Origin of the sequence: Mariniflexile jejuense, assembly GCF_042675665.1 — a bacterium.
Lineage (GTDB): Bacteria > Bacteroidota > Bacteroidia > Flavobacteriales > Flavobacteriaceae > Mariniflexile > Mariniflexile jejuense.
The window spans coordinates 910809-926340 of sequence record NZ_JBHTJI010000001.1 but is presented as its reverse complement, the minus strand read 5'-3'; the positions used below and the strand labels follow the sequence as shown (position 1 = coordinate 926340).

Genomic DNA, 15532 nt, shown 5'->3' with positions numbered 1-15532 from the left:
ATGAATAAAATAAAACAAATTATAACAATTACATGTCTAACAGTTTTTATAGTTAGTTGTAAAAACATTAAGGAAACAAAAGCTCAAGAAATTGTATCACTTAAAAACGCATTTAAAGAAAACTTTTATATAGGAACAGCTATTAATGAAGGTCAAATTAATGAAGCTGATACTATTGTTACAAATTTAATTTCGAAAGAGTTCAATAGCATTACGGCTGAAAACATTATGAAATCAATGTTTATTCATCCTTATAAAGATACTTTCGATTTTAAATTGACCGATAAATATATTGCCTTTGGTGAAAAATATAATATGTTCATTCATGGTCACACATTGGTATGGCATAGTCAATTAGCGCCTTGGTTTTCTGAAATTAAGGATAGTACTGAAATGGTTGTAGCACTGGAAAATCATATTAAAACTATTGTAGGTCGCTATAAAGGACGCATTGGCTCTTGGGATGTAGTTAACGAAGCTTTAAATGAAGATGGAACACTAAGAAAATCGGTGTTTCTTGATGCTATGGATGATCATTATTTGGCACTAGCATTTAAATTGGCTGCTGAAGCAGACCCAAATGTAGATTTATATTACAATGATTATAACATGACAAATCCCGATAAGCGTAACGGTGCCATCAAAATGATTAAGAAAATACAAGAACAAGGTATAAAGGTAGACGGTGTTGGTATGCAAGGGCATTGGGGTTTAGAAAAACCATCACTTGAAGATATTGAAAAAAGCATTTTAGATTATGCATCTTTAGGTGTAAAAGTAGCTATTACAGAACTAGATATTAACGTGTTACCAAACCCATTTGAATTGGTTGGTGCTGAGGTTAGTCAACGTTTTAAAAATAGCGAAAAAATGAATCCGTATCCAACAAGTTTGCCAGATTCTGTTCAAACAAAATTGGCTAAACGCTATGAATCTATTTTTGAATTATTTTTAAAACACCAAGATAAAATTAGTAGAGTAACATTTTGGGGTGTTTATGATGGTCAATCATGGTTAAACGATTGGCCAATTGCAGGACGTACTAATTACCCATTACTTTTTGATAAAAATTTACAACCTAAACCAGCCTACAAAAGTGTTTTAAGCTTAAAAACCAACCAACCAACTAAATAATTATATATGAATCCAACTTCACAAAAGCTATCCATAAAAGAAAAAATTGGATACAGTTTAGGAGATCTTGCAGCAAATTTAGTATTTCAAACATTACTTACATACCTAGCTTATTTTTATACCGATATTTACGGGTTGTCTCCTACACATTCATCTATAATTATGTTGGTAGTAGGATTAGTAGCTGCATTTATTTTTAATCCAATTATTGGTGCTTTGGCAGATAGAACCAATACCAAATGGGGTAAATTTAGACCTTGGATACTTTTTTCAGCTATTCCACTAGGCATTGTTGCTCTTTTGGCTTTTACCACACCAGATTTTGATTATAAGGGTAAAGTAATTTATGCCGTTATTACCTATACTTTGCTTTTGTTATTGTATGCTGGAAATAATTTGCCTTATTCCGCACTTAGTGGTGTTATAACAGGTGATATGGCAGAACGCAACAGTTTGTCTTCCTATCGGTTTGTAGCAGTTATGTTTGCACAGTTTTTTGTGCAGGTATTTATGTTGGGCATAATTAAAAGTGCTGGTGGTGGTGATAAAGCTGTTGGTATTGAAATAGTAATGACATGGTTAGCAGTTATAGGTACCATCATGCTATTAATCACTTTTTTTACAACGAAGGAGCGTATTATACCAAAGCCAGAACAAAAATCGAGTATAAAAGAAGATTTAGGTGATTTGTTTAAAAACAAACCATGGTTAATCATGTTGCTTCTTACTACGTTGGTTTTTATTACGTTGGCAATGAAAGGTAGTGCTTATGTATATTATTTTGAAAATTATGTAGATAAAAATCAGTTGGCAATAGTTATAAAGCCAATTTTAGATTTTTTAACCTCAATAGGTTTAAATCATTTTGGTGACGATCCAATTTCGGCAGGATTTGGATTATTTAATGCAGGCGGAATTATATTGATGATTGTTGGTATAACACTTTCAAAGAAATTTGCTGATAAATATGGAAAACGCGATGTGTTTGCTTTTTTCTTGTTTATTTCAACATTATTTATTTTAGCCTTTTATTTCTTTTCACCTTCATCGGTATCATTAATCTTTATTTCTCAAATATTCCATGGTTTTTTCTACGGAATAACCATTCCAATCCTTTGGGCTATGATAGCCGATGTAGCTGATTATTCTGAATGGAAAAATAACCGTAGGGCAACGGCCATTATATTTTCTGCAATGATGGTTGGTTTAAAAGCAGGATTGAGTATAGGAGGTTCGTTAACATCTATGTTTTTAGGTATTTTTAATTACATACCAAACTCTTTAATTCAACCAGATTCTGCTATAAATGGCATTAAATTATTAGTAAGTGTATTTCCATCAATACCGTTTTTAATAGGTGCTGGTATGTTATTCTTTTATGAAATAAACAAGAAAATGGAAGTTCAAATTGAAACTGAACTTAAAGAAAGACGATTAAATTTAGAAAAATAATACGTAACACAAATAAATTAAAATGGCTGATAACCAGATAACACAAAATAAACTTGACGATTTAATTGAAAAAGCCATTTCAAAACCGTTAGTTTCGCACATATATACTGCTGATCCATCTGCGCATGTTTTTAATGGGAAAATATATATTTACCCATCTCATGATATCGACGCTGGTATACCGTTTAATGATAATGGCGACCATTTTGGAATGGAAGATTACCATGTAATTTCAATGGAAACAATTACTAGTGAAGCTGTTGATAATGGTGTTGCATTACATGTGAAGGATGTTCCTTGGGCTGAAAAACAAATGTGGGCGCCAGATGCAACTTTTAAAAACGGAAAATACTATTTGGTTTTTCCAGCAAGAAATAAAGAAGGCATTTTTCAAATTGGTATAGCAATAAGTGATTCTCCAATTGGGCCATTTAAAGCCGAACCATTACCTATAAACGGAAGCTATAGTATAGATCCTGCCATTTTTGAAGATGAAGATGGTAGTTACTATACTTATTTTGGAGGAATTTGGGGCGGACAATTACAAAAATTTCGTAACAATAAGTATAATGAAATTAATGAATTGCCAAAACCAAATGAACCTGCTTTAGGACCTATTGTAGCCAAAATGACAGACGATTTGTTGCAATTTGCTGAAGAACCAAAAGAAATTAAAATAATAGACGAAAATGGCGAACTTCTTTTAGAAGGTGATAATGAACGACGCTTTTTCGAAGCTTCTTGGATGCATAAATATAACGGAAACTACTACTTTTCATATTCTACTGGCGATACTCATTTTATATGTTATGCTATTGGCGATAATCCTTATGGGCCATTTACTTATACAGGTAGAATTTTAAACCCTGTAATTGGTTGGACATCGCACCATTCCATTTGCGAAGTAGAAGGGAAGTGGTATTTGTTTTATCACGATTCAAGTTTGTCAAATGGCGTAACCCATTTAAGGTCTATTAAAGTAGCTGAAATTACTTATAATACAGATGGAACTATAAATACGATTAATCCATATACTTAATAATTTTCTATAAGATTAAATTTTAAAGTTTTAAAAAGCAGTCTAATATTATTTAAATAATATTAGACTGCTTTTTTATAAAAATAATACTGCCTATATTGTTTTAATTAAAACAATATAGGCAGTAAACAACTAAACAAACTAACTCAAAAATATTATTGGTAACCTGGGTTTTGGTAATTAGCAATATCTCCTTCCATTGCATCAAATTGACTTTGCGGAATTGGACGTAGATAAGCTGTTAAAGGAATAGTACGGTTAACAGTAACTGGGGTATGGTCACCTTTTGCTGTTCCACAAATAGTGTAAGAAGCAGCTCTTGTATGCCACGTTTGTGTACGCACTAAATCGTACCATCGTAAACCTTCACCATAATATTCTCTAGTACGTTCATCTAAAATATAATCTATAGTAATCACTCCAGGGGTTGCAGTCATCATTGCAGCACTATTATCTTGTACTTTTGCAGTTTTGCCATTATTGTCATAACGCCATTTTCCTGCACGTGCACGAATAACATTGATTAATGCTCTGGCACTTCCATCAGTACTACCAATAGAACTAATTGTAGCTCCTTTAACAGCTGCTTCAGCAGCAATAAAATAAAGTTCAGAGAATTTAGCAATTGGGAATGGTCGTGTATAAGTAACATTTGCTTGTCCCATTGTATTTCCATTATCTGTACGATATGGACCAAGTTTCCATAAACCTGGATACATTAGTCTACTAATACCAGTTGGATTTACAATCCAGTCAGCTCTTCCTGGTAAAACACCTGCTCCAACGCCACTACTGCCAGCACCATTTGGGTAAACTACAGAAGGATTATCAGTATCTAAAAATGATAATATAGGTTCTCCCATTTGAACAGGTAAGTTATTAGCGTTGTACAATGTGTTAGCTGTAATGTTATTTCTTTGCCAATTGCCTCTGTAAACAGTTGTAAATGTGCCATCGTAACGAGAGTCATTTGTTTTATCAGCAAACGTATTTTTAATTGTTGCATGTGTTGGTGCTATCCCTGTCCAAGGGCGTCCATGTGGTTGTACAGCCTCACGTCCAACAGAAGATGTGCTATATGAACCTCCAGAAGTTGCTGCACTTCTAATTTCAGTATAATTCCAGGTATGAAACCATCCTGCAAAGTTACCAGGAGAACTACCGGAACCCCATCCTGTTACAGGCGCACCATTATACAAGTCGCTGCCTTCAGTATGATCTGCATAAAGTAACATTTCTTTATTACGATCATTAGAACCTAAATTAACATCATAAAAATAATCAAGTAATCCAATTGAATTTGGTTTTAAATTTATACCATCAGCAGCTATTGTATATGCTTGTTGAAAATACCAACTTGCATTTTTTCCGTCTGGATCAATTCTATCACTAGCAGGATAAGTAGGTATGTTATTTGGGTTTTGTAACCACCATGCATAAGTTAAATAAGCTTTCGCTAAGTATAGTCGTGCTAATGTTTTATTAGCTGTTCCTTTTAAACGAGATTCATTAGGTAAATCGGCAACAGCTTTTATAAGGTCTGGAAAAATTGCTCTTGTATACACTTCAGGAACAGTATTTCTTACAGACGTTCTTGAAGTAGATGTATTAAATTTTAACTCACCAGCACCTAAATCTAAAGGAACACCACCAAAGTTTTGTACTAATAAAAAATAGTCGAATGCTCTAAAAAATCTAGCTTCAGCCACTAATGCATTAGAAATTGTACCAACAGCTGCAGCATTTTCAATGATACCACTAGCAGTATTGATGTTTGGAAATACTCCCCAGATACCGCCATATGGATTTTGTGTTGAAGAAAGATTTCCTACTCCAGAAAAATCGGCATTTTTTGCATCATTATTTACGTTTTGCCCCCAAGTGCTTTCATCTGTACCAGATTGTACACCAGCATAGTAATAGCCACTGCCATAAAAGTTACGAGTATGTGCATATAATGATGTTAAACCTCCTAAAACTCCTTTTTCTGTTTTAAAATATTCGGGAGTATATATACCACGTGGTTGTTCTTCAAGTATATCAGAGCAACCTAGCAAAATCAACACCATTAAGGTTGTTGATGCTAATAAAGCTTTAATTTGTATTTTTTTCATAATCATATTTTTTAGAATGAAATATTAAGACCAATAACATAGTTGGTAGTTGTTGGTGTATTAGTTCCTATAGTTAATAAGCGTCTTAAGTTGTAGTTGTATGTAACAGCAGAGTTTTCATTAGCAGCAGAGTTTGTTTCTGGATCCATTCCAGACGCCTTTTTGTATGGAGAAAAGAATACTAATGGGTTTTGTGCGGTAACATAGAGTCTTAATCTATCAATGCCACTATCCTTAATAAATTTACTTTTTTCAAAATTATAGCCTAGGGTAATAGTTCTTATTTTTAAATAGGAAGCATCAAAATATGAAAGGGAATTAAGGTATTTTGGTTGATCTCCACCTATACCACCTGGTTTTGGGTATTTTGCATCGGTATTATCTGCTGTCCAATAATCAACATCTATATTTCCTCTACGTCCTGTCAAAATGTTTAAGTAACCATTTGCACCATATGGAGTAGCAATAAGTAATCCACCGCTTTTAAATGTTCCAACAATACTGAAGTCTATACCTTTATAAGCTAAACGTGTGTTAAAACCACCTTGAAAATCTGGTTGCATGCTCATTATTTGTCTATCAGCTGGACCAATAGCTCTTACAGGAGAACCATCTGGATTATAATCGCCGGTATACTTGACTTTAATCATACCTACATTTCCACCTGGTTCTAAAATATTTAAATAAGGATCTCCTTGTTGCCAAATACCTTCAGCTTTATAATCATAAATAACATCTATTGGTTGTCCAACAAACCACCAGTTGCTTTCATCTCTTTCTGTTCCTGATGCTAGTTTAGTTAGTTTATTGTCATTCGTATAAACATTTATTCCTGCTTCCCAAGTAAAGCCGTTTGGATTATCTATTAATACGCCATTTAGAGCTACTTCAAATCCTTTGTTTTCAGATTCTCCAATATTTGCCATATAACTGCTAACTCCAGATGTTTGTGGTAAACCCACTCTAAATAAAAGATCTGTTGTTTTAGTTGCATAATAATCAACAGTACCAGATAAACGATTGTTTAGCAAGCCAAAGTCTAACCCGTAATTCATTGTCGTAGATTTTTCCCATCCTAAATTAGGGTTTGGTAATTCTGAAACATTTAAACCAGTAGTATAAGTATTTCCAAAATTATATTGTGTAGCACCTAAGCGACCTAGAGTAGAGTAAGGATCTATAGATTGGTTTGATGTTGTTCCATAACCAGCACGAACTTTTAATGAATTTATTAATTCAACATTATCCATAAATGATTCATTTTTAATATTCCAACCTACAGAAATAGCAGGGTAAGAAACCCATTTGTGACTATCTGCTAACCTTGAAGATCCATCGTAACGATAACTAGCAGAAAGCATATAACGGTCATCATACGAGTACATTATACGTCCCATCATGGACTGTAAACCTGATACTGAGTACAATTGATCATCTGGATTTATTATAGGTTGTTCATTAGCTCTACCTAAATTGTAAAACTGAAATGCATCAGCAGGAATATCTTTTGCAGTAATTCTAGATCTGTTAAATGAATTTTCTTCAGAAGAGTATAGCACTAAAGCATTAAAATTGTGCTTGTCTGCAAATGTACGATCGTAAGAAAGTATATTTTCAATAGTCCAACTAGTTGTATGAGAATTACTTATTGCTGCAGTTGAAACAGTAGTAGCATTTACATTAAATACACCTTCACCTACATAATTCCCTCCATTTGATTGACGATAATTTAAACCAAGATTTAAGCGATAACTTAAACCTTTAATACCTGGTATTTGAAGTACTCCATAAATTGAGTTATAAGAACCAAAACTTTTTGTTTGGTCTATGTAGCTATCACCTAAAGCTTCAATGCTACTTCTTGTGTAAACCCATTGATCATCTAATGGCATACTAATAACTCTTTTAAGCGACCCGTCTGCGTTATAAGGGTTTGCTATAGGAGTTGAATTAAGTGCTCCATAAATTCCTAAACTATTACCGTTACTAACAGAATAGCTATTATTTGTAGTAAAGCCAACTTTGATGTTTTCTCCTATTTCTTGATCAATAGATGCACGTAAAGAAATACGTTCATAGTCTTGACCTGGTAATACAGATTCATCTTTGTAATAGCCTAAACCAAAATTATAGTTACTTTTATCACCACCACCAGAAATACCAATATCATGGCTTGTTACAATAGCTGTGCCGTAAAGTAAATCTTGCCAGTCGGTATTAACATCATTTGATTCGTCTAAACCATTAGAAAAAATACCAGCATCGGACCGAAGTTTTATAAAATCTTCACTATTCATCATGGGGTATTTAGCAAAAACATTTTTTACACCAAAATAGCTAGTATAATTTATTTTTGCTTCTTGCCCTTTAGAACCTTTGTTTGTAGTAACTAAAATAACTCCATTTGCACCACGAGAACCATATATAGCCGTTGCCGATGCATCTTTTAAAATATCAACACTCTTAATATCGGTTGGATTAATATCTCCAATTGAACCCGCAAAAGGAATACCATCTAGTACTATTAAAGGATCATTACTAGCATTTAAAGATCGAGTACCACGAACACGTATTTGCATTGATGCACCTGGTTTTGATGAATTTTGAGCAAATTCAACACCAGACACTCTACCTTGTAATGACTGAGTAATGTTGGCAGATGGAACATCACGCATTTCCTCTCCTTTTATAGAGGCTACTGAACCTGTAACAGATTCTTTACGTTGTGTGCCATACCCAATAACTACCACTTCATCTAAGGCAGCTGTATCAAGGTCTAGAATTACATTTATTACTTTTTGGTTATTTATTGTTACTTCTTTGGTTTTGTAACCCAAAAAACTAACAACTAGTACACCATTGGCTGGCACGTTTTTAATAGTATACTCACCATCAAAATTAGTAGCAGCACCATTGCTAGTGCCTTTTAAAATTACATTGGCTCCAGGTATAGGTCCATCAGAGCCAGATACAGTTCCAGAAACTGTATTTTGAGCGTTCATTCCAGAACAAAACATAAATAGTAGGATAAAAAAACCTAACTGCTTTATGTATTGGCTTTTAAAAAATAAAAAGTTTGTCATAAAATTTGTCTTTAGTTTGTGATTAATTAGTATTCATAGTTTAGTGGTATTTAAAAAATATGCTATTTTATCTTAAATGTGTTATAGTTTAACCAAATGTATAAAATTATTTATCAAAACACAACCGATTGCGTAAAAATAAATTAACAACTATTTAAGAGATGAAGTTTTATGTCATAAAAATCTACTTTTAGTTAGTATTATGAATTTAGTTAGAATATGATAAAATAATATTCGATTTGTATTGAATATCGTAAAATGAGCTATTAATTTTTATTAATGTCTCACAAACATAAAAATTAATTTTTAATTACGCAACCGATTGTGTTTTAATTTTTTGTATTTTTCAGCTCAAATTTAATTTCAAAACTATTTAGTTGCTTGTAATAGCAAGTAATATTATAGTTTTTTATTTTGAGGCTTATTTGAGCTATAAATTAATAATTTAAATGAAGATACTTGGCATTTCTGCATACTATCATGATTCGGCAGTTGCAATTATAAATAACGGTGTTGTGTTATGTGCTGCGCAAGAAGAACGTTTTTCTAGAATAAAAAATGACGCTTCTTTTCCTGAACTTGCTATAAAGTATTGTTTGCATGAAACTGGATTTGAAATAGAGGATATTGATATCATAGCTTTTTATGATAAACCTTTTTTAAAGTTTGAAAGACTTTTAGAAACGTATTATGCTTTTGCGCCAAAAGGTTTGAAATCGTTTACTAAGGCGATGCCTTTATGGTTAAAAGAAAAACTTTTTATAAAGCAGTTTATTAATAAAAAGATAAAGAAATTAAGTGCTTCAAAATCACGAAACATACCAGTAACGTTTCCTGAACACCATTTGTCTCATGCTGCTAGCGCTTTTTATACTTCACCGTTTAAAAAATGCGCTTACATAACGGTTGATGGTGTTGGGGAATGGGCAACAACATCTTATGGTATAGCTTGTGGTGAAAAAGGAATTCAAGTTTTAGGTGAACTACATTTTCCTAATTCATTAGGTTTGCTATATTCTTCATTTACTTATTTTTTGGGGTTTAAAGTAAATTCAGGCGAATATAAAATGATGGGACTTGCACCTTATGGAAACCCAGATTCAAAAAACGTAAACCAATTTATTAGTATTATAAAACAACATTTGGTTGATATAAAACAAGATGGTTCTATTAAATTGAACATGAGTTATTTTGAATATCCTGTAGGTTTGCGTATGGTTAATCCTAAAACATGGGAAAAATTATTCGGTTTAAAAAAGAGGTTGCCAGAAGAAAAATTAGAACAAATACATGCCGATTTAGCATACGCCGCTCAAAAGGTTACAGAAGAAATACTTGTTAAGTTAATTCAGTTTGTAAAAATTGAAACTAATCAAGCCAATTTATGTTTTTCAGGAGGTGTTGCTCTTAATTGTGTTGCAAATTCTGTACTGTATAATCAAAAAATTTTTAACGATATTTATATTCAACCAGCAGCAGGAGATTCTGGTGGTGCTTTAGGAGCTGCATTAGCAACAGCTTATATTGGAAGTAGGCATTTATTTGAAGGTTTAAAAGAACCTTTTAATCCGTATTTAGGACCGAGTTATTCGAATATGGAAATTGAAAAGGTTTTACATAAACATAACTGTAAATATCAATATTTTGAATCTATTGATGAAGTAACTAAAACCACCGCTAAATATATTGCAGATAAAAAAGTTGTAGGTTGGTTTAGAGGAAAAACTGAATTTGGTCCAAGAGCTTTGGGTAATAGAAGTATATTGGCCGACCCAACAGATGCAGATATGCAATACACTCTAAATATGAAAATTAAATTTAGAGAAGGGTTTAGACCGTTTGCTCCTGTTGTTTGTGAGGAAGATTATAAAGATTATTTTGAAGAAAGTAAAAAATCTTTATACATGTTATTTACAAGCAAAGTAAAAAAATCGCTCCAAAAAGAATTACCTGAAAATTTTGAAGCCATGAGTTTAGAAGATAAACGTAAGGTAGTGAAGTCTGATTTACCTGCTATTACTCATATCGATTTTTCGGCAAGAGTGCAAGTGGTAACAAAAACAATGAATCCAGTACTTTGGCAATTAATACAGTGTTACAAAAAACATACGGGAATAGGTGTACTAATAAATACCAGTTTTAATGTAAAGGACGAACCTATAGTCAATTCACCAGAGGATGCTTATCGTTGTTTCATGAAATCTGGTATGGATATTTTAGTAATGGAAAATTATATAATTGAAAAATAGATGGAGTTTTTAAAAGATTTTTTCTTCTTTTTAAGAGAACGTAAAAAATGGTGGCTTATGCCTTTAATAATCATATTTGTGGTTTTTGGAGTCTTGATATTTTTAACTAGTGGTTCTGCTTTAGCACCTTTCATATATTCTTTATTTTGATGAACTGGGAAAAAGCACTTGAAACCATTATCGTTTTAGCTTTGGCAGCATTAGTAACTTCTTTGTTACTTAATGTAAATTGGCTAATATATGTGTCTATTACACTGCTAGTATTATCCATTATTTCTAAAAAAGTAACCATGATTATAAGTAATGTTTGGCTTTCTTTTTCGCATTATTTTGGAGTGTTTATGAATAGTGTTGTGATGTTCATTATTTTTTTTATGTTTTTAGTACCTATATCTTTTTTTCAACGGTTGTTTGGGAAAAATCAATTGTTAAAAAAGGGAACGACCAATTCTCATTTTATTATCAGAAATCATTGGTATACAAAAAAAGATGTTGAAAAACCTTGGTAGTGTTGCAGAATATTATTCTTTGTTTAGGTTCTCTAATGTTATTAATTCATCAAAACTCATAACATTTATACCATTGCTTTTAGATTCCAAAAGTGTTTTTTTTGCTAAATCCAGTTTGTTTAATTTAATATAAACGGAAGCAAGTTGTTGTGCAGATGTGCTACTTTTTTCAAGTTCATTATATTTAAAAAAGTAATAAGCTGCTTTATTAAAATCCATTAGTTTTAAGCACATATTTCCTGCTAAATTGTAAGGGTTTGCTTCTTCAGGATATTCAAAAATTAACGATTGGGCAACATGAAGTCCTTTTTTAAATGCACTATCATTTTTATATTTTATGTAGGATTGATGCATTACATCTCGCCATGGAACTTGATTTTTGTAAATTTCGATAGCTCTTCGTTCTTCATAATTTGGATTTTGAATAGCATAATATGAAGATATTGGAGTTGTTCTAGACATATTAAGGATATAAGGCCATGAATTTTTTAAGTCATCAATAATAAAATTCCCTTTAATAGAGTCGATGGCAGTAATAGGAATGTCTTTGGAAGCTTCATCAAATGAGATATTATGATTCCAATCTTTCAATAATTGCAGAGCCTTTATTTTATTGTAAAACGCATCTGCCATAATAAAATAACCATTAGAATTTGGATGAACGTGTTCTAATAGTAATGTATTGCCTAAAATAATTTCATTTGAATGTGATAAAAATGCAGCTTCCATATCTACTAATCCACAATTGTATTCTTTAGCCAATTTCAAAATAATATGATTTATTTCTTCCGGAGCTCGAAACCTAAGATAGTCTAATTCTTTAGCGAGATGCAAGTATTTTTTAGCACTATCTTGGTTTTTTTCTATATAAAACAGCCCTAAGTTATAGGCAGCATAAGCATTTGTTTTTGATATTTTTTTTGCATAATTACTTTTTTGTTCAATACTTTTTTTAAATTGAACTTCATTATTAATAGTATCACTAATAAAAGGTTTTATATCTTTTTCATTACTAACCAAAGTTGATATAATTACCGGAATGTTGTGCTTTTTATATTTGCGAAGAATTAATTGTAAGTTGCTTTCAAACTGCTTTAAACCAGCATGGTAAACTTTAGAATTTAAAGGAATACGAGGCTCTTTAACCATAACTTCCATTAAAGTGGTTTCACCTACTTTTGGTGATGTGCTTTTTTGTGAAATTAGTTTGGTGTAACTATTATCTAATAATTGAAAGAAGCGAAAATTTTTAAGAAAAAGATACGATCTAACTAGTGTTGGTCTACTCCCATAAGAGCTAGTCGAACCAACCCCTAATGCTCCATAATATTCGTTATGACCAGCATAAATTATAACTAAATCAGGGTTTTGGTCAATAATTTTGCCAGTTAAATCCCATAGTGTATACGAGTTTACTGCTGTAATTCCTGTGTTTATAATTTCAATATTTTTTTCTGGAAATGTTTGCGATAACCTATGCTTTAACATTCTAGGGAAAGAACCACCTTGATAGTATGGAAACCCAACAACTGTTGAAGCACCTTGAACAAAAATTCTGAAGGTATTACTTGTTTTTGTTTTAAGAAATAAATCCGATTGATTATCAGAATTAAAGCCGTTGTTTTTAAAATACTTTTTTGAAATATTTGAATTCATAATTAGGTATTCTGGCCTATTTTCAACTTTCACTTTATTAAAAAGTTGGTAGTTTTCGCCATAGCCACTTATTCGCAATACTATTTCTATTATAAAAATTAATAGAAAAGGCAGTAAAGCAGCAATAATTTTAAAAACAGTTTTTTTCTTCAAAAGGGAATTCTATTAAAAATCATTTAAAAGGTATAATAATTTTATCTAAAATTAAAAACAAACCTAATATTTAAGGTTGTTTTTTTAAATCTTTTACTTTGTTAATTATAAAATGTTGAATGGCATTTACTTCATCTATAGTTAATCTGTTCTCAAATTTAGGCATACCATTTGGTAGTAAAATACCATCTAAAACAACTATTTTAAAGGCATCTGTGCCAACCATTGGGCTATATCCCAAATCGGGTGCTACACCGCCACCTTCTCCTATCACATGGCAAGTACCACAAAATTTCCAAAACAATGTTTCACCTTCAGTTATTTTATTAGTTTCAACTTTCCAATCAGGATTTATAAGTTCACGGTTAAATGCAGGTAATGCTTCTGGTAATTCTGATTTTCCACCAATTTTAAAGGAATAAATTGTACCAGGTAGCACATAATTTGTATGCTTATTTTTCATGCCGTAACCACCGCCCCAACCAGTAATTACCGTTACATATTGTACGCCATCAACTAAATATGTGATTGGTGGTGCTAGAATGCCTGTTTGTAAATTGGCTTCCCAAATTAATTTACCATTTGTGCCGTTATAAGCTGTTAATTTACCATCTGCAGTGCCTTGAAAAACTAAGTTTGAATTGGTAGTTAGTAAACCACCATTCCAAATATTATTTTGTTTTACACTCCAAACTTCTTTTTGTTTTATTGGATCCCAAGCTATAAGTTTACCCTTATTAGTAGCTTTCTCATCTTTAATAGTTGGTGAAGACTCAACACTTCCAGTTGCTAAATTCCAGCCATTACCAGTACCAAATCCTGTTTTGTTATATTCCCAATCATTATCTTGTCCATAGTTAGAAAATGTTTCTCTTGCTGGAATATAAACTAAGTTTAAGTTGGAGTTATAAGCCATAGGTTGCCAATTATGCGCACCGTTATAATTTGGTGCAACATCTATATTTGCTTTGTCATATCTTGCCCATTTGCTTTCAATTGGCCTGCCTGTTTTTATGTTAATTCCTTCTGCCCAATTAACATAAGTAAATTTTTCTGCTGAAATAAGTTTGCCATTAGTTCTATCAAGTAAATAAAAGAATCCGTTTTTAGGAGCTTGCATAAGTACTTTACGTATTTTACCATTTATTTTTAAATCTGATAAAATGATATGTTGTGTTGCTGTAAAATCCCAAGAATCGCCAGGTGTGGTTTGATAATGCCAAATTAATTCGCCAGAATCTGGATTAATAGCTAAAATTGAAGATAAAAACAAGTTATCACCACCAAGTGGACTTCGTTTGTTTCTGTCCCAAGGAGAACCATTTCCTGTGCCAACGTAAAGTAAATTTAAATCTGGGTCAAATGCCATGGCATCCCAAACAGTGCCGCCGCCACCGTATTTCCACCATTCACCCGTCCAAGTTTTTGCTGCATCTTCCATAGCTTTATTTTCAAAAGGTACTGAAGGATTTCCCGGTACTGTGTAAAATCGCCATTTTTGTTTTCCTGTTTGAGCATCATAAGCGGTGAAATAACCTCTAACACCAAATTCAGCACCGCCATTTCCAATTATAACGTTACCTTTAATAACTCTAGGTGCTCCAGTAATTGTATAAGGTTTCGATTGATCGACTGTTAAAACTTCCCATATTTTTTTTCCATTTTTGCTATCTAAAGCAATTAATCGTCCATCAAAAGAACCTACATAAATTTTATTATCGTAAAGTGCTACACCTCTATTTACAACATCGCAACATCCTTTTTCACCTACACTTTTAGGAACTTCGGGGTCGTATTTCCAAATAATATCATGAGTTCTTAGATCTATCGCAAAAACAATACTCCATGGTCCTGTTATGTACATAATACCATCTTTTACAATAGGCGTTGCTTCTATGCCTCTCTTTAGACCTAAATTTAAACTCCAATCTAAACCTAACTCATTAATATTAGATGCCGTAATTTGATTTAGTGGACTAAATCTGGATTCTGAATAATTTAATCCATGAAGTAACCAATTACCATCTGAGCTATTGGTAATTTCAATATATGAATCTTTGGCTTTTTTACAGTATAAAAAAGTTGAGATGATTACTATAAATAATCCTGAAATTACAAGATATTTTTTCATTTAATAGTTGTT

Annotated in this window: 10 protein-coding genes; 6 read left to right on the top strand and 4 right to left on the bottom strand. The window is 32.1% G+C overall.

All coding sequences use genetic code 11. The features are described 5' to 3' along the window. Genes ACFQ1R_RS03995 through ACFQ1R_RS03985 form a run of 3 tightly spaced genes read left to right on the top strand, consistent with a single transcriptional unit; the run spans position 1 to position 3625 of the window. Positions 1-1134, top strand: a complete 1134-nt coding sequence (locus tag ACFQ1R_RS03995) for an endo-1,4-beta-xylanase (protein ID WP_379924815.1) — start codon at positions 1-3, stop codon at positions 1132-1134. Between the two features lie 6 nt (positions 1135-1140). After that, positions 1141-2586: an MFS transporter gene (locus tag ACFQ1R_RS03990; protein ID WP_379924814.1), complete on the top strand. Its 1446-nt coding sequence runs from the start codon at positions 1141-1143 to the stop codon at positions 2584-2586. A gap of 22 nt (positions 2587-2608) precedes the next feature. After that, complete coding sequence (locus tag ACFQ1R_RS03985) at positions 2609-3625, top strand: glycoside hydrolase family 43 protein (RefSeq protein WP_379924813.1); 1017 nt, start codon at positions 2609-2611, stop codon at positions 3623-3625. Positions 3626-3780: 155 nt separating this feature from the next. Here the strand turns inward: ACFQ1R_RS03985 and ACFQ1R_RS03980 are convergent, their stop codons facing one another. Beyond that, positions 3781-5739, bottom strand: a complete 1959-nt coding sequence (locus ACFQ1R_RS03980) for a RagB/SusD family nutrient uptake outer membrane protein (protein WP_379924812.1) — start codon at positions 5737-5739, stop codon at positions 3781-3783. A gap of 11 nt (positions 5740-5750) precedes the next feature. After that, positions 5751-8822, bottom strand: a complete 3072-nt coding sequence (locus ACFQ1R_RS03975; protein ID WP_379924811.1) for a SusC/RagA family TonB-linked outer membrane protein — start codon at positions 8820-8822, stop codon at positions 5751-5753. A gap of 449 nt (positions 8823-9271) precedes the next feature. Between ACFQ1R_RS03975 and ACFQ1R_RS03970 the strand changes: the two genes are divergently transcribed. From ACFQ1R_RS03970 to ACFQ1R_RS03960, 3 genes are read left to right on the top strand one after another with little or no spacing between them, the layout of a single operon-like run. Further along, on the top strand, positions 9272-11071 hold the full coding sequence (locus ACFQ1R_RS03970; protein ID WP_379924810.1) for a carbamoyltransferase family protein: 1800 nt from the start codon (positions 9272-9274) through the stop codon (positions 11069-11071). Next, entirely contained in the window at positions 11072-11221 is a 150-nt protein-coding gene (locus ACFQ1R_RS03965) for a DUF5989 family protein (RefSeq protein WP_379924809.1), read from the top strand. Beyond that, positions 11221-11580, top strand: coding sequence for an SxtJ family membrane protein (locus tag ACFQ1R_RS03960; RefSeq protein ID WP_379924808.1), 360 nt, complete (start codon positions 11221-11223; stop codon positions 11578-11580). The genes ACFQ1R_RS03965 and ACFQ1R_RS03960 overlap by 1 nt, the downstream gene beginning before the upstream one ends. Before the next feature lie 12 nt (positions 11581-11592). Here ACFQ1R_RS03960 and ACFQ1R_RS03955 read toward each other — a convergent pair whose 3' ends face one another. Together ACFQ1R_RS03955 and ACFQ1R_RS03950 are read right to left on the bottom strand one after the other, a co-directional pair. After that, a complete protein-coding gene (locus ACFQ1R_RS03955) occupies positions 11593-13389 on the bottom strand; it encodes an SGNH/GDSL hydrolase family protein (RefSeq protein ID WP_379924807.1) in 1797 nt (598 codons plus the stop codon). A gap of 70 nt (positions 13390-13459) precedes the next feature. Beyond that, complete coding sequence (locus ACFQ1R_RS03950; RefSeq protein ID WP_379924806.1) at positions 13460-15520, bottom strand: PQQ-dependent dehydrogenase, methanol/ethanol family; 2061 nt, start codon at positions 15518-15520, stop codon at positions 13460-13462. Positions 15521-15532 lie beyond the last annotated feature (12 nt).